Raw genomic sequence first — 16,345 nt, 5'->3', positions numbered from 1 at the left:
TTTATAATTATGCCATTGGCTCAGAAGATGGCTTTTTAAGACCCAATAGTTTAAAGATTTTATTTATCAATCTTAAAACACCAATGATAGCCTTACTGACAAGAACATAGATAGCCACCATAAAAAGAACACCTATATGGATAACTATATCAACAGCAAGAGCTAGTAAAGAAACAACGCTTTTAATTTTCATACACTCAAATAATTTAAAATGAATTGATTAGATAAATTATAGCACATTGGCTATTATTTATTGTTGTAGAATTTTATAACTGATGTCACGCACTAAACACAAACTTGAGTGGTATAAGTTGCATTGAAGTGCTAGGCAGTAAGGTGTAAGGAGCTACTAGTAGCTTCAAATCTTACTAACAACGCAATTTGATGTAGACTATAACATCTTTTTGCTCAAATTGTGTTTAGCGCATAACATCAGTTAATAATTAGATTTTAGCTAAGATAGAGTTTAATGTTTTGCTTGGTTGCATAACACTTTTAAGTTTTTTAATATCAGGATAATAGTATCCACCGATATCAACTTTTTTACCTTGAACAGTTGCTAGCTCTTTAACAATTTTATCTTCATTCTCTGCTAACTCGTTATATATAAGAGAAAATTTATCTTTTAGCTCTTGATCACTAGTCTGGTTAGCTAATGCTTTAATCCAATAGAAAGTTAAGTAAAAATGGCTTCCTCTTGTATCAAGCTCACCAATTTTACGGCGAGGTGATTTATCATTATCTAAGAAATCTTTGTTTGCTTGCTCTAAACATTCAGCTAAAACTTTAACCTTAGCGTCTCTAGTTTTGATAGCTAAATCTTCAAGTGAAGCACCTAATGCTAAAAACTCACCCAATGAATCCCACCTTAAGTGGTTTTCTTCGATAAGCTGTTCTACATGCTTAGGAGCAGAACCACCAGCACCAGTTTCAAACAAACCACCACCTGCAAGCAATGGTACTATCGAAAGCATCTTAGCAGAAGTACCAAGCTCTAAAATAGGGAACAAATCTGTAAGATAATCTCTTAAAACATTACCTGTAACTGAGATAGTATTTTTTCCTTCTTTTACTCTCTTTAATGAGTACTTAGTTGCTTCAATTGGCGATAAGATTTGAATATCTAAACCAGTAGTGTCATGATTTGCAAGGTATTCTTGAACCTTTGAAATAAGGTTTCTATCATGAGCACGATTAGAGTCTAACCAGAAAATTGCAGGGTTTTGAGTTATTCTAGCTCTATTTACCGCAAGTTTAACCCAATCTTTCACTGCCACATCTTTTGTTTGACATGCTCTCCAAATATCACCAGCTTCTACACTATGCTCTAAGATTACTTTACCATCTGCATCGATAACTTGAACCTTACCGTCAGCAGCTATTTCAAAAGTTTTATCATGTGAACCATATTCTTGAGCTTTTTTAGCCATTAAACCCACATTTGAAACATCTCCCATAGTAGATACATCAAAAGCACCGTTTTCTCTACAGAAATCTATAGTAGCGGCATATACACCTGCATAACACCTATCAGGAATTATAGCTTTCATATCCTGAAGCTCATCATTTTTGTTCCACATCTTACCAGAAGAACGAATAGCTGCAGGCATCGAAGCATCAATAATCACATCACTAGGCACATTTAAGTTTGTGATACCCTTATGAGAATTAACCATTGCAATATCAGGCTGTTTAGCAAATACTTTTTCAATATCAGCATTGATACTATCTTGTAAATCTTGAGGGAGTTGCTTGATCTTCTCAATCACATCTCCCCAACCGTTACGAACATTCACACCTAACTCTTTAAACTCTTTCGCATACTTTTTGAAAACATCTGCAAAAAATATCTCAACGGCATGACCAAATAAAATCGGATCAGAAACTTTCATCATTGTTGCTTTCAAATGAAGTGAAAGAAGTGTACCTTCTTTTTTAGCATTAGCAATTTCAGTTTTATAGAAATCTCTTAATGCTTTTACTGATATTTTCGTAGCATCGATTATCTCTTTATCCTCTAAAGCCAAACCTTCTTTTAATACTGTTTCATTACCTGCTTTATCAGTGTGAACAATATTTACAGAAGTTGCTTTTGGTACAATATATGATTTTTCATTTGCATAAAAGTCATCAGCGGACATGCTAGCTACATGAGACTTAGAGTCTTTTGACCACTCGCCCATAGAATGTGGATGTTTTTCAGCATATTCTTTAACTGCTGCAGCAACTCTACGATCTGAATTACCCTCTCTTAAAACAGGATTTACTGCACTTCCTAAAATCTTACCGAAACGAGCCTTAACTTCCTTTTCTTCATCATTTTTTGGTTCTGCTGGATAACTTGGGATAGCATACCCCTTCGCTTGAAGCTCTTCTATAGCAGCCACAAGTTGCGGAACTGATGCACTAATATTTGGTAACTTAATGATATTAGCATCAGGAGTTTTTGCCAAACTTCCTAGCATTGCCAAATCATCAGATATTTTTTGATCTTCAGTGAGATAATCGCTAAAACTAGATAATATTCTAGCTGCTAAAGAAATATCTTTAGTCTCAACAGAAATACCTGTTGTTTTAGTAAGTTTTTCTACCATTGGTAAAAAAGAGCCCGTTGCTAATGCTGGTGCTTCATCTGTAATTGTATAAATAATTTTTTGCATAAGAATATCTCCTAATAGATAAGTTTAACTTGCTAAATACTAACTCTACGCTAGTAGGTATTTAAAATTTCAGTGATTTTTTCATCAGACCTTGCAACTACTGCAAAATCTTTATGTTCTATAATCGGTCGCTCCAACAGTCTTGGATTATCTGCTAGTATCTTAATAAGTTCTTGATCACTATATACTCCATCTTTAAAGTTTTCTTTCCAGATAGCCTCTTTAGTGCGAATAATATCTTTAATATTCAAACCTAACTTACCCAATAAACCCTGTAAATCTTCTTGAGATAAAGGGTCATTTAGATAAAGATGTGTAGTGTAATCTATAGCTTTTTCATCAAGAGTTTTCTTTGCTTGACGCGACTTCGAACATTTTGGATTATGGTATATTTTCATTGAGAAGTAATATCATGCTGTTTACTAATGACTCAATTATAAATGATAAATATAGTCGTATACATAGTTTTTTTCGCATAAGCTACAAATTATAAAAAACCATACACTTATTTTCATAGTTCCTCGTAACAATCATAGATAAAAGTCATTAATTCTAATATAATTGAAATATTAGCTATCTCTTTTCTTTAGAGTTAAGTTTGTTAAGGAGAGTTATATGAATAATTCAAATAACAACAGTAATTATCCTAATGAAGTTACTAGTAATATTAAAATTCCTAACATTACAATACGTGATTTACTCAAAATGTCTACAAATGATTTTTCTTCCAAAGAAGCTTTAAGCTGCCATGGTGAAAAACTAACTTTCTGTGATGTAGATATATACTCAGATCACTTAGCTGGGTACTTTCAAAATAAGTGGCAATTAAAAAAAGGGGACCATATTGCTATCGTCCTACCTAACCTGCTCCAGTTTCCAACAACAATTTTTGCTCTTATAAAGTTAGGGTGTGTCTTTGTAAATATTAACCCATTATACACTAGCACTGAAATTAGAGGTATTTTAAAAGACTCTAAGGCAAAAGGGGTTATTGTCCTTTCATCACTAGCTCACAATGTTGAAGTAATTGCTGATGAATGTGATGATCTTAAACATATGATGATTACAAATATCTCAGATCTATATTCACCTCCAAGAAAACAAATAGTTTCATTTGTAGCAAAACATATTAAAGGTATGAAATCAAACTATTCGAAGAGTAAATTTGACTGTTTCAAAAACGCACTCTTAGAAAAACATATTCCAGATTACTCCCAAATCATAATATCTCCAGACGATATGGCTGCTTTACAATACTCTAGTGGAACTACAGGAACACCTAAAGGCACTATTTTACTACATCAAAACATAGTAGCGAACATATATCAAATAAAAGCTTGGACAACAGGTTTTTCTATTGAGCCAAGTAAACAGATAGCTATAAATGCTTTACCTATTTACCATATATTTAGCCTAACAGCGAATCTCTTCCTTTTTTATTTTTCAGGAGCTTTACAGGTTTTAATTCCAAACCCACGAGATACCTCTTCACTAATCAAAGAAATGAAGAAAAGCAACTTTACTACACTTTTTGGAGTTAACACTTTATATGCTGCTTTATTGAAAAGCAAGAAGTTCCGACAGAGTAAGTTTCCCAACTTCAAGCTCTCTATTAGTGGCGGAATGTCGACCATAGACTCTGTAGCTAAGCAATGGAAAGATTTAACTGGTGTTGAAATAAAAGAAGGTTATGGTCTCTCTGAAATGTCCCCAGTAGTAACTGTAAACTCTCTTAATAGCGAACCTTTTAATGGTACTGTAGGCTTTCCTCTACCAAACACAGGTATTGCGATATATGACGATAAAGGTAATGAAATTCCTCAAGGTGAAAATGGTGAGATATGGGTTACTGGACCTCAAAAATCACCAGGTTTTTGGAATTTACCTGAAGTCAATAAAGAGCATTTCTCTGATGATGGTTGGTTAAAAACTGGTGATATTGGCTATTTGGATGATCAAGGACGATTGGTTATCTCTAGTCGCATTAAACATATGATTATAGTTTCTGGATTTAATGTATTTCCTAAGGAGATTGAACTAGCTCTATTTGCCAGAGAAGAAATAGAAGATGCCGCAGTAATAAAAGCTCATTCAGAAGAAACTGGTGAAATGCCTGTAGCATTTGTAGTGCTAAAACAAGATCAAAAATTAACTGAAAAAGAAATCAAAGCATATTGTGCTACTAGGCTTGCTCACTATAAAATCCCTGAGAAAATCATCTTTAAAGATGAGCTTCCTAAAAATACTGTTGGAAAAATAGATGTAAGTTCTTTACAAAAAGAATATGCTAATAAGTATGGACAATAATAATTAAACAGCTCTCTACTTAAGGAGCCATCAAAATGTTCGATAAAATTTATAAAACAGCGAAAAAATCAACTCCTGCAATCTCAAAAACTGAGCAAACTGCTTTAGATGCTGGTGAAAACTGGTTTGAACAAGAGCTTTTCCAAGGTAAACCTGATTTTGACAAACTTCATAATCTTAAAAAGTTTGAGTTCTCTGATGAAGAGCAGGCATTTTTAGATAATGAAACTACCGAGCTTTGTAATATGATTGATGATTGGAAAATCAATTATGAAGATAAAGACTTAACTGTAAAAGCTTGGAATTTTATTCGTAAAAAAGGTTTTTTAGGATTAGTAATAGATAAAGAGCATGGTGGTAAAGGCTTCTCTGCTGCTGCCCACTCTGAGATCGTAATGAAGCTAGCGACAAAAAGTGTCACTGCAGCAATTTCTGTAATGGTACCAAATTCTCTAGGTCCAGGGGAGCTTCTGGCACATTACGGTACAGATGAACAAAAAAAACACTATCTACCAAGGCTTGCAGCTGGTGACGAGATACCTTGTTTTGCTTTAACAGGGCCAACAGCAGGATCTGATGCGACTTCACTTCCTGATAAAGGTGTTGTTTGCTATGAAAATTTCCAAGGCAAAAAAACTCTAGGTATTAAACTAGAAAATATCAACAAGCGTTATATCACACTTGCACCAATCGCAACACTAGTTGGTTTAGCATTTCAATTACAAGACCCTGACGGTCTATTAGAAGAAACTGGCTCAGAAGGTATCACTTGTGCTTTACTACCTCATGATCATAAAGGTTTAGAAATCGGTAAAAGAGGTTTCCCTTTAGCTCAAGCATTTATGAATGGATATATCAAAGCTAATGATGTCTTTATTCCTATGGACTGGATTATCGGTGGACAAAAAATGACTGGCGAAGGTTGGCGCATGTTAGTTGAGTGCCTATCTATTGGTAGAGCAATATCTCTACCTGCTTGCGGTACAGCAAATACGCTGATGTCAACTGTCTTAACTTCTGCTTATGCAAGTGTAAGAGAACAGTTTAAAGTACCAATTGCGCACTTTGAAGGTGTCCAAGAAAAGCTCGCTGAAACTGCAGGGCTTGCATATATTGCTAATGCTACACGCCGATTTACTGTAGCTGCTGTAGATAGTGGTGTCCGCCCTTCGGTTGCTTCTGCAATAGCAAAATACCATCTAACAGAAATGGGGCGCACTACGATCAATAACTCTATGGATATTCATGGCGGCCGTGCAATTATTATGGGGCCAAATAACTACTTAGCTATTCCATATATGGCTACACCAATTGGTATTACAGTAGAAGGTGCAAATATCATGACTCGTAACCTAATGATCTTTGGTCAAGGTGCTATGAAGTGCCACCCCTATATTCGTAAAGAAATAGAAAGCCTAATGAATGATGATGAAAAAAAATTCACAGACAATTTCAAAAGTCATTTTAAATACATGGCTAATAATGGCTCGCGTACATTATGGTATGGTCTAAGTGGAGGTTTTACAGCTCCTAGCTACAATTCAAAATTTAAACGCTATTATAGGTATATCTCACACATGAGTACTGCTTACTCTTATGTTAATGATATCTCAATTACAGTACTCGGTGCCGGTATAAAACGCAAAGAAAGGCTATCTGCTCGACTGGGCGATACTATGAGCTACTTATATATGGCATCGGCTATTTTAAAATACTACAAAGATGCTGGTGAACCTAAAAGCGATGATATCTTTGTTGACTGGGGCATTCAACACTGTCTATATCAGGCTCAACAAGCAATGCTAGATTTATTTAGAAACTTCCCAAATAGATTATTTGCTACAAAAATGAAGCTTTTTGTATTTCCGTATGGTAAGAAATTTAGAAGACCATCAGATAAGCTTGAAGCAGAGATATGCAAATCATTAATTTCAAATAGTGAAACTCGACAAGCAATGAAAGCTCAATGCCATATCCCTAATGATGATAATGATCCTGTAGGTAGAGTTGAAAACGCTTATCTAGCATCACTAGGGGTTGTTGATATTAAAAAGAAAATCATCGATGCTATTAAAGCAGAGAAACTTCCTAAAGCTAACTGGTCAGGCTGTATTGATGAAGCTGTAGAAAACAGCATCATTTCAGAAGAAGAGGCTTTAAAGGTCAATGATATGTTAGCTAAGGTTAATAACATCATCCAAACAGATGAATTTGATGATTATGCTCTAGGACCTAAAAATGCTCATCCAGAATGGCACAAAAAGGATAAAGAGAATAACTAAATACTGACTCTCAAGGAGGCAATATGACTGAACTAGAGAAAAAATTTGAAGAAATGCTAACGGCTGTTAAAGATGCTACAATAAATTTTAAACCTGACAATAGCCAAAAATTAAAACTATACGCTTTTTATAAACAAGTTAAAGAAGGCGATAATGATACAAAGAAACCTTCTGCTATAAAAATGGTTGAGCGTGCTAAATGGATGGCTTGGGATGCTATAAAAGGTATGTCAAAAGAAGATGCTATGCGTAGTTATCTAAAAGTCTTTGGCGATGAATACCTCCCTGAAGATGATAACCAAAAATCCGATATCGCAAATAAACTAGAACCTGTAAAAAGAGAATCACAACGATTAAATAAGCGTAGAGCTATTGATAAGATTGCTGTCTTAGGTGCTGGGACAATGGGCGCTCAAATAGCTGCTCATTTTGCTAATGCAAGATTCCCTGTTGTACTTTTTGACCTAAAATCTGACAAAGACAATCCAAATTCGATAATTGAAGAGTCTCTAACAAATCTCAAAAAACTTAATCCCGCACCTTTTGGATCAGAAAAATCAATAAGTTACATTACGGCTGCAAATTATGAAGATGACTTAGAACTTTTAGATGACTGTGATTTAGTAGTTGAAGCTGTAGCTGAGCGTTTAGATATCAAAGAAAGTTTGTATACTAATATCGCCGGGCACATAAAGGAAAACTCTATATTAGCATCTAATACTTCTGGTTTAAGCATTACAAAACTTGCTAATATTTTACCTGAAAACTTAAAGGTTAATTTCTGCGGTGTACACTTTTTTAACCCTCCAAGATATATGCCGTTAGTAGAGTTAATTCCTCATGAGAAAACCAATCCTGAAATTCTTGATAAATTAGAAACTTTCTTAGTAGAAAAGCTTGGTAAAAGTATTATCCGAGCTAAAGATACTCCAAATTTTATAGCAAATAGATTAGGCGTATTTTCAATGCTTATAACCTGCTACTATACCGAGAAAATGAGTATACCTCTTGAAGTCGTTGATGAGCTTACTGGTAAAAAATTAGGTAGAGCAAAAAGTGCTACCTACCGCACAGCTGATTTGGTTGGATTAGATGTATTATCTCATGTAATAGAAACCATGAAAGATAACTTAAAAGATAGCTGGGAAAGTTTTTATGAAACACCAGGCTGGATTCAAAATTTAGTCGATAATGGCTCACTAGGTCAAAAAACCAAAAAAGGCTTATATATAAAAGAATCAGATGGTATCAAAGTTCTGGATTTAGATACGAAAGAATATCGCCCTTCTGATAAAAAAGCCGATGATAAAGTATTAGAAATCTTATCTGAAAAAGATTGGGCTAAAAAGCTTGAGGGACTGCGTAATTGTGACAGTACTCAAGCTCAGTTTTTATGGTCAACATTTAGAGAAATGTTTTTATATGCTGCTCATCTAGTTGGTGATATTTCTAATTTCCCTAAAGATATGGATTTAGCAATTCGCTGGGGCTTTGGTTGGAAACAAGGTATATTTGAAATCTGGCAACTAGCGGGCTGGCATAAAGTCGCTAAATGGTTAAAAGAAGATATCTCAGCAGGTAAATCTCTATCTGAAAACACTTTACCAAGTTGGGTAGATGAGCTAGATATTGGTGTATACCAAGATAACAAAGAGTTTAGCTTTATAGATAACGAGCTTATATCTCGAGACAAACTCAAGGTATACGATCGTCAACTTTTCCTTGATAGTGTAATTGAACATTCTAACACCTTACAGACTGAAACCCTCTACGAAAATGATGGTGTTAAATTGTGGCAGATCGATGACTATAAAGGTGTTGGTATATTATCATTCAAAAGTAAAATGTGTTCAATTGGCGATGATGTCTTAAATGGTATTTCCGAGGCTATCAACTATGCCGAAGAAAAACTTGATGCAATCGTTATATGGCAATACGATGACATCTTTTCAGTAGGTGCTAATCTTGAAGAATTTGGTATCAAGTTCACAATGAATGGTGAAGCTGCTATTGAAGAGGTTATCCGTAAAGGCCACCAAATAGTTTCCCAAAAACTTCGCTATAGCAAAATCCCAGTAGTTACCGCTGTAAAAGGATTTGCCTTCGGTGGTGGTTGTGAAACTATCTTACATAGTGATGCTGCTGTAGCTGCTCATGAAAGTTATATCGGCTTAGTAGAAGCAGGTGTTGGAATTATCCCTGGTTGGGGTGGCTCTAAAGAAATGGCTCAACGAGCATCTAATGCTCAAGACTCATGGAAAGACTTTGAAAAACGCTACAAAAACTTAGCCCTCGCACAAGTTGCAAAAAGTGGTTATGAAGCACAAGAAATGGGATTTTTACGCGAAAGTGATACTATTGTAATAAACACTAAAGAAGTGCTTGCAGTTGCTCTTAAAAAGGCTCAACTACTTGCTTTCAGTCAATATCAACCGCCAATAAAACAAAACATTAAAGTTTTTGGAGAAACTGGTATTGCAACAGTTAAAGCACTTCTTGTAAATATGCGTGATGGCCAGCAAATTTCTGAACATGACTATAAAATAGCTGTAAACCTAGCTAATGCAATGTGTGGTGGAGAAATTGAAAAAGATACACAGGTTTCTGAAGATTGGCTTCTAGAAAAAGAGTTAGAAAACTTCACAGAACTAGCAATGTCTGAAAAGACAGAAGCAAGAATGAAACATATGTTAGAAACCGGTAAACCACTGAGAAATTAATAAGGAGCATACAATGAGTGAAAATGTATACATAGTAGCTGCAAAACGCTCAGCGGTAACAAAAGCTAAAAAAGGTGGTTTTGCAAAAAAACGCCCGGATGAACTGCTTGCTGAAATCTTAAAACAAACAGTCTCTGAGTCAGGTGTCAATCCTGAAGATATTGGAGATATAGTGGTTGGCTGTGCTATGCCAGAAGCAGAACAGGGACTAAATATAGCAAGAATATCAACTCTACTAGCTGGACTACCAAATAAAGTCCCTGCCTTTACGATTAATCGCTACTGTAGCTCTGGTCTACAATCAATTGCTATTGCAGCAAATGAAATTGCTCAGGGAAATATGGATGTAGCAATTGGTGCTGGTATCGAGAGTATGAGCATGATTCCTATGGGTGGTAACAAGATGTCTTTTTCTAAAGAGATTTTTGCTAAAGATGAAAATGTCGCTATCGCCTATGGTATGGGAATCACAGCTGAAAATGTAGCTAAAGACTGGAATATTTCTCGTCAAGCTCAAGATGAATTTGCTCTAAAAAGTCATCAAAAAGCTATAAAAGCAATTGATAATAATTATTTTGATAATGAAATATTGGCTATAGATGTTGATCACTGTTTACCAGATGAAAATACAAACAAAATAGTAAACCATAAACAAACCATCACAAAAGATGAAGGTGCAAGAAGTGATACATCTTTAGAAGCTCTAGCAAAATTAAAGCCTGCCTTTGCTACTAAAGGTTCTGTTACCGCTGGTAATAGCTCACAGGTTTCTGATGGAGCTGGTGCTGTTATACTAGTAAGTGAATCGTATTTGAAAAAGCATAACCTAAAACCTTTAGGTAAATTCTTAGGATTTGCTGTCGCTGGCGTTGATCCTCGTATTATGGGTATAGGTCCCGTTGAAGCTATCCCTAAAGTACTTAAACAAACATGCTTAACAATTAAAGATATGGATTGGATTGAATTAAACGAAGCATTTGCTGCTCAATCTATAGCTGTAATTAACGATTTAAAGCTTGATCAGACAAAGGTAAATCCTTGTGGTGGAGCTATTGCACTTGGACACCCTCTTGGTGCTACTGGTACAATACTCACAGTCAAAGCTCTTCACGGTTTACAGCGTACTGGTAAAAAATATGGGATGATTACAATGTGTATAGGTACTGGTATGGGTGCTGCTGGTATTATTGAAGCTTGTTAATACCATATCTCATAATATCTATATTTATGTAGCAACCTTTTGTTATAATTTGCTAATCTAGAAATCTAAAAAGAAGAATCTATGAAAAAAATCATTGTTATTGGTGCTGGGTTTGTTGGCATCAACTTTCTTAATAAGATTGCTAAACAAAGTAAAGACAAATATCAAATAATATTATTCGATAAGAATAATCATCATGTCTTCCAACCAATGTTATATCAAGCAGCTACTTCCTTTATTCCTCTAAATAATGTGGTTGTACCTATCAGAAAGTTGGTTTGTAAAAATAATATTAAATTTAATATGGAGGAAATCATAGATATTCTCCCTGATGAAAAACTTGTTAAAACAACCCAACATTCTTACCCTTATGATTATTTGATTGTTGCAACAGGAGTTGAATATGATTATTTTGGTAACGATAAATGGGGAAAACACACTTTATCTTTAAAAACGGCTTTTGATGCACAAAGATTAAAGTCTCATATACTTAGCAGGTTTGAGCAAGCCGAAATATCTAAAACTAGAGAGGAAATAAAACACTTTTTAACATTTATTATAATAGGTGCAGGTGCAACAGGAGTTGAAATTACAGGGGCACTTTTAGACCTTTTTGAAACAGACATTCTTAATACTTACAATAATTTTTCTCGTGAAGATATATCATTACACATTATCGAAGGAGGTGAATCAATTTTATCTGCTTTTGATAGTGGATTATCAAGTCATGCTCATGAATCACTTGAAAAAAGAAATGTGAGTATTCACTTAAATGAACCGGTAACTCAAATTACTAAAGAGTATGTACAGACTAAACAAAACTCTTATACCGGAGCTACTATCATCTGGAGCACCACCTTAAAAGGTAAAACTTTAGGTAATTGGATGGCAGGTCAAATAGAAAGGGGGAAAATTTCTGTTTCGAAAGATTTATCTCACCCAGATTATGAAAATATATATTTTGCTGGAGATATTTCATATATAAAAGCTAACCCTCTGCCAGGATTAGCTTCGGTAGCCAAACAACAAGGTAAATATTTGGCAAAAAACATAATAGCTAAAGATAATAATAAAGATCCGAAAGATTTTAGATATAAAGATTTAGGTACAATGGCTATAATTAAAAAACATGAAGCTATAGCTGAAATTTTTGGTATGAAATTTAAGGGTAAGCTTGGATGGTTTATATGGGGAGGTGTTCATATTACCTTCCTAATTAGCTTAAGAAATAAGTTTGTTGTAAGCTTTAATTGGTTGAGTTATTACCTTTTTAAAAGAATAGGATCAATCGAATTTATTAATCGAAAGGATAAAAATACTGATTAAAATATCCACCCTATATCTGCCGACAGATTAAAAGATAAAATAACTCTTATCACAGGCGGGTACGAGATGGGAGTAGGTAAGGTTGTAATCTTACATTACGTTAAAGAAGGAGCTTTTCCTTACCACCCAAATAAAAAGAATGATACCTATGAAACTATAGCCGAACTCCAGGCTATAGTAAGTGATGAAAATACTATATTGAGTATTGAAGCTAAACTTAGAAGTAGAGAGCATAAAAAAATAATTTCACAATATATCAGATTTGCTTATTTTTTTCATAGCTATTGAATCTAGCTAAATATAAAATCTAAATATTACAGATATAACAAAATATTAATATGATAAATTTAAATAATTATAAACCAATAGATTTCCCCTGGGATTATACTTGTTTTAGTTCTACAGATAAAAATCCAATTAGCTTACAACTGCCCTTATATCATATTGATGAACACTTATATACCAAATTTAAATGTTTACCTAATCATGTAGGTTGGGAAAATGTTATTCATGGTGGAGTTATCGCTCTGATATGTGATGATATTCTTGGCAAACATGTTTTAATGATAACAAAGTCATTTTGTGTAACACGCAATCTCAATGTAAAGTATTTAAAACCCATGTATAGTAAATACTTCTATATATTCAAAACCACAATCATCCGTAAAAGCAAAACAACCGTTTGGATAAAAGTTGATATTTATGATGAGAAAAATAGCTTATGTGCTTATGCCGATGCTGACTTTGCGATTATAAGCGAAGAAGATGCTAAGAATAAAAATATAACTAGTTATAGTATAAATGAATTAACATCAAAAACTTAAAAATCTTATAGGATAAGCAATGCTTTCTTGATCAAGAATTTTCTTCACTAGAACTGTAAACAAGACTAGTCACAACACAAATTAGCGTATTTTTACTTTGTGTTCCATATCTTTTTTATCCCTTTGATATCAAAGTGGTAACTTGTATTGGGATTGATATAATTCTGTGTCAAACTGGCATAATTAATTTGACACAGAAAAAATCACTAATGAAATTAAAAATATATTTTTAGAACAGATAAGATTCTTAATACAAAGTTTTATATTTTTTTCCATACACCGCTGTTAGCTGGACTATTACCTTTAGTCCACCACTTAGCTTGGTACTTTTCACCTTGATAAGTTACTACTTGACCACTTGTATAGCTATCATTAATTTTCCATTGTGATCCAGCTACATATGGTTTTGACCAAGCACTACTGCTTTCAGGGTTTTGCCCTTGACTCCACCATTTTGCAGTATATGTAATGCCATTTACAATAACTTTATCGCCGGTGTTATATATTTTTTCAGCAGTCCAAGCTTGGTTAACTACAGGGGTATCTTGATTATCAGACTGATTATCTGTACCAGAATCTGTAGTGTTATCCCCATTTTGATTAGGATCCACTCCTAGTTGACGCCATACACCCCACTGCCCTGAATCTGAAGGATTTTCACCTTGAGTCCACCATTGAGCCTCATAAGTCTTGCCATCAATGATAACAGTATCACCTTTATTATAGACTCCATCTGTAGTCCAACTACCATTAGTAGTAGGTTCTTGACCTTCAGTCTGCTGATCATCTTCATTTAATTGATCTTCTTGATTTTGATCGTCAGATTGATCTTGGTCATCGACTGGATCTTGCACATCTTCAACAATAGCACCTAATGTTTCAAATACAAGACTATCCTCTCTAGTGGCTAAAGTATTTCCATTAGAAGCAGTAGCTATAACTTGTACTTGATATTGCTTCGCCTTGTCAAGGTTAGTTAATACATATTCCTGACTAGTGATATTTTCAGCGACAACTTCGCCATCAAGTACAACCTTATATGTAACAGAACCATCAAGCTCAGGCTTATTCCATGAAACTTTAGCTGAGGTTTCAGTTACACTGTTTACTGAAGCATTGATAGTATCAGCAGCATAGACTTTTGCAACAGCATTAATTAGAGATTTATTAGGGTCTACAGAATCATTATCTGCTTGCCAAAACATTGTACCACCAAGATTTCTGCTCTTAGTGTATTTAGTTTTTTCACTAACTGACCAAACGTCATCAAAAGTTATAAATGATTTTGTTGACGGACTATATGCCCATGGTTGCATAGCTTCTTTACCATACTTGTTAAAGATATCAATATTTGAACTAGTATCATAGAAAACTAAATCAGATAATGCACTAATAGGTTTTGCCGTTCCACATCCTGTTGCAGGATCATTAACAGGATTGACTAAACATTTGTAGTCAAAAACACCTTTTTCATAATCACCTATACCAGGTGCTGTAACGGTTTGGAACAAACCACCATTCGTATCATTATCTACAGTCATAGATCTTGCATATAGTGGCAAACCTACAATTAGTTTTTTAGCTGGAACACCAGCTTCAATATATGCATCTATTGAATCTTTAATTGACCAGCCGCCTTCTTTACCAATTGCTTGATCTAGTGTAACTCCTTCAGTACCAGCATTAGTAACATTATCTTGAGCATCTACTGGAGAAGCTCCTGCAGTATATACTCTATTTGAGTATGGTGTTTGCTCAGGGAAAGTTGTAGATGCCTGGAAATATGCAGGGAAACCTGTACCCCAACCACCTTGGTAATCATAGTTCATTACATTGATCTCATCCATCAACTCACCAGTTTGCTTCCAGAAGTCTGACACTCTATTAACATTGCTAGAGCTTTCCATAGCTTCGATACGGCTTTTTGCACCATTAACAGCTATTGCTAAATAATACTTTCTACCGTCTTCTTTACCAGCCTTATCAAGTTCAACTCTCAACACTTTAAAGAAAGCTAACATTTTCTTAGATGGTGCTTCATTATCACCATAATCTGACCACCACTCCCAGTCAATGTCTATACCCGTAAAGCCAAGTTTATGCATTAATTCTACGGCCTGTTTAGCAAAATTTTGCATACTTTGCTGACTTGAAGCTAATTGATCGAACATTGGAGCTGTAGTTACACCATTATTTGTCCAGCCACCAAACGATAGATAAGATTTTAGGTAAGGGTATTTCTTAGCTGCTCGTGCTGCTGCTGAAAGTCCCCATGTATCTGCAGATGCATCAAGAGTTTTGATGTTACCAGTGTTTTTATCAAAGCCTATAAAAGCATAAATAATAGTATTTAACTTATCGTATTTAAAATCATAAGGGTTGTATTTTCTACCCCAAACAGCCCATTGAGCATAGTAAGAAGCATTAGTGTAGCCTGGTGCAGGATCTTCACAAACATTATTATCACATGGTCTTTCGATTGGTAACTCTTTACCATCAACCTTAACACTATCAACTAAAGGTACTACTACTCCTGGTAATACAATAGCATTCCCAGAATCAGTTCCCATAATATCGCATGATTGAGATAAATCGAAAGTAGATTCAGGATCTTGTAGAGTCATTTTAGTTACATACTGCCCCTTAGAGTTTTGTGAAGTATCATAGTTAACTAAATCTGCTCTTGTTCCGAAACAAGTACCCCAACCTGTTTTAGGCTTAAAGTTACTTACAAACTCAATAGTTTTTGCAGTTGATGCATTATTTATTTTAAAAGCTATTTTATTATTATAATCTTTAAAAGGAGCTTTAAAATCATAGCTCTCAACATTATTAGAAACATCTGCAAAGCCAAAGCTACTCATTCCCATAAGTGCGCATATAGTCGCTGATATTAATCTAGTTTTATTTTTCATGTGATTATTTCCTCATAAGTATATTTATCACTTAGTAAACTTACTCAAAGATCTTGATGATAACTAAAATCATGTATTACTTCGAGTGATATAGATATTAACAGAATTAG

General features: G+C 34.5%; 11 protein-coding genes. 7 read left to right on the top strand and 4 right to left on the bottom strand.

Features of this window, described 5'->3' with window-relative positions:
* Positions 1–7 precede the first annotated feature (7 nt).
* From CDH04_RS02660 to CDH04_RS02650, 3 genes are all read right to left on the bottom strand, one after another.
* Positions 8–193: a hypothetical protein gene (locus CDH04_RS02660; RefSeq protein ID WP_112869553.1), complete on the bottom strand. Its 186-nt coding sequence runs from the start codon at positions 191–193 to the stop codon at positions 8–10.
* 250 nt (positions 194–443) lie between these two features.
* The gene (locus CDH04_RS02655; RefSeq protein WP_112869552.1) at positions 444–2,660 is read right to left on the bottom strand and encodes an NADP-dependent isocitrate dehydrogenase; all 2,217 of its coding nucleotides are present in this window, start codon (positions 2,658–2,660) and stop codon (positions 444–446) included.
* 50 nt (positions 2,661–2,710) lie between these two features.
* Positions 2,711–3,058: an ArsC/Spx/MgsR family protein gene (locus CDH04_RS02650; protein WP_112869551.1), complete on the bottom strand. Its 348-nt coding sequence runs from the start codon at positions 3,056–3,058 to the stop codon at positions 2,711–2,713.
* A 217-nt stretch (positions 3,059–3,275) separates the two neighbouring features.
* Between CDH04_RS02650 and CDH04_RS02645 the strand changes: the two genes are divergently transcribed.
* The 7 genes from CDH04_RS02645 (at position 3,276) to CDH04_RS02615 (ending at position 13,320) form a co-directional block, all read left to right on the top strand.
* Positions 3,276–4,967: a long-chain-fatty-acid--CoA ligase gene (locus tag CDH04_RS02645; RefSeq protein ID WP_112869550.1), complete on the top strand. Its 1,692-nt coding sequence runs from the start codon at positions 3,276–3,278 to the stop codon at positions 4,965–4,967.
* Positions 4,968–5,002: 35 nt separating this feature from the next.
* Positions 5,003–7,249, top strand: a complete 2,247-nt coding sequence (locus CDH04_RS02640) for an acyl-CoA dehydrogenase (RefSeq protein ID WP_112869549.1) — start codon at positions 5,003–5,005, stop codon at positions 7,247–7,249.
* A gap of 23 nt (positions 7,250–7,272) precedes the next feature.
* Positions 7,273–9,969: an acyl-CoA-binding protein gene (locus CDH04_RS02635; protein WP_112869548.1), complete on the top strand. Its 2,697-nt coding sequence runs from the start codon at positions 7,273–7,275 to the stop codon at positions 9,967–9,969.
* A gap of 13 nt (positions 9,970–9,982) precedes the next feature.
* The gene (locus tag CDH04_RS02630; protein ID WP_112869547.1) at positions 9,983–11,170 is read left to right on the top strand and encodes an acetyl-CoA C-acyltransferase; all 1,188 of its coding nucleotides are present in this window, start codon (positions 9,983–9,985) and stop codon (positions 11,168–11,170) included.
* Positions 11,171–11,251: 81 nt separating this feature from the next.
* Positions 11,252–12,496, top strand: a complete 1,245-nt coding sequence (locus CDH04_RS02625) for an NAD(P)/FAD-dependent oxidoreductase (protein ID WP_112869546.1) — start codon at positions 11,252–11,254, stop codon at positions 12,494–12,496.
* Positions 12,497–12,562: 66 nt separating this feature from the next.
* Complete coding sequence (locus CDH04_RS02620) at positions 12,563–12,784, top strand: hypothetical protein (protein WP_112869545.1); 222 nt, start codon at positions 12,563–12,565, stop codon at positions 12,782–12,784.
* 50 nt (positions 12,785–12,834) lie between these two features.
* Positions 12,835–13,320, top strand: a complete 486-nt coding sequence (locus tag CDH04_RS02615) for a PaaI family thioesterase (RefSeq protein WP_112869544.1) — start codon at positions 12,835–12,837, stop codon at positions 13,318–13,320.
* A gap of 260 nt (positions 13,321–13,580) precedes the next feature.
* On the opposite strand, the gene CDH04_RS02610 is transcribed toward CDH04_RS02615, so the two are convergent.
* A complete protein-coding gene (locus CDH04_RS02610) occupies positions 13,581–16,235 on the bottom strand; it encodes a glycosyl hydrolase family 18 protein (RefSeq protein WP_409254755.1) in 2,655 nt (884 codons plus the stop codon).
* Positions 16,236–16,345 lie beyond the last annotated feature (110 nt).

Source organism: Francisella adeliensis (genome assembly GCF_003290445.1).
In the GTDB taxonomy this organism is placed as follows: domain Bacteria; phylum Pseudomonadota; class Gammaproteobacteria; order Francisellales; family Francisellaceae; genus Francisella; species Francisella adeliensis.
Note: the sequence above shows the minus strand (reverse complement) of the source record. Positions and strands in the feature narration are given on the sequence as shown.

What these genes read in the sequence shown, in the direction of transcription:
- CDH04_RS02660 (WP_112869553.1), bottom strand. Translation starts at nt 193, where the DNA reads ATGAAAATTAAAAGCGTTGTTTCTTTACTAGCTCTTGCTGTTGATATA.
- CDH04_RS02655 (WP_112869552.1), bottom strand. Translation starts at nt 2,660, where the DNA reads ATGCAAAAAATTATTTATACAATTACAGATGAAGCACCAGCATTAGCA.
- CDH04_RS02650 (WP_112869551.1), bottom strand. Translation starts at nt 3,058, where the DNA reads ATGAAAATATACCATAATCCAAAATGTTCGAAGTCGCGTCAAGCAAAG.
- CDH04_RS02645 (WP_112869550.1), top strand. Translation starts at nt 3,276, where the DNA reads ATGAATAATTCAAATAACAACAGTAATTATCCTAATGAAGTTACTAGT.
- CDH04_RS02640 (WP_112869549.1), top strand. Translation starts at nt 5,003, where the DNA reads ATGTTCGATAAAATTTATAAAACAGCGAAAAAATCAACTCCTGCAATC.
- CDH04_RS02635 (WP_112869548.1), top strand. Translation starts at nt 7,273, where the DNA reads ATGACTGAACTAGAGAAAAAATTTGAAGAAATGCTAACGGCTGTTAAA.
- CDH04_RS02630 (WP_112869547.1), top strand. Translation starts at nt 9,983, where the DNA reads ATGAGTGAAAATGTATACATAGTAGCTGCAAAACGCTCAGCGGTAACA.
- CDH04_RS02625 (WP_112869546.1), top strand. Translation starts at nt 11,252, where the DNA reads ATGAAAAAAATCATTGTTATTGGTGCTGGGTTTGTTGGCATCAACTTT.
- CDH04_RS02620 (WP_112869545.1), top strand. Translation starts at nt 12,563, where the DNA reads ATGGGAGTAGGTAAGGTTGTAATCTTACATTACGTTAAAGAAGGAGCT.
- CDH04_RS02615 (WP_112869544.1), top strand. Translation starts at nt 12,835, where the DNA reads ATGATAAATTTAAATAATTATAAACCAATAGATTTCCCCTGGGATTAT.
- CDH04_RS02610 (WP_409254755.1), bottom strand. Translation starts at nt 16,235, where the DNA reads ATGAAAAATAAAACTAGATTAATATCAGCGACTATATGCGCACTTATG.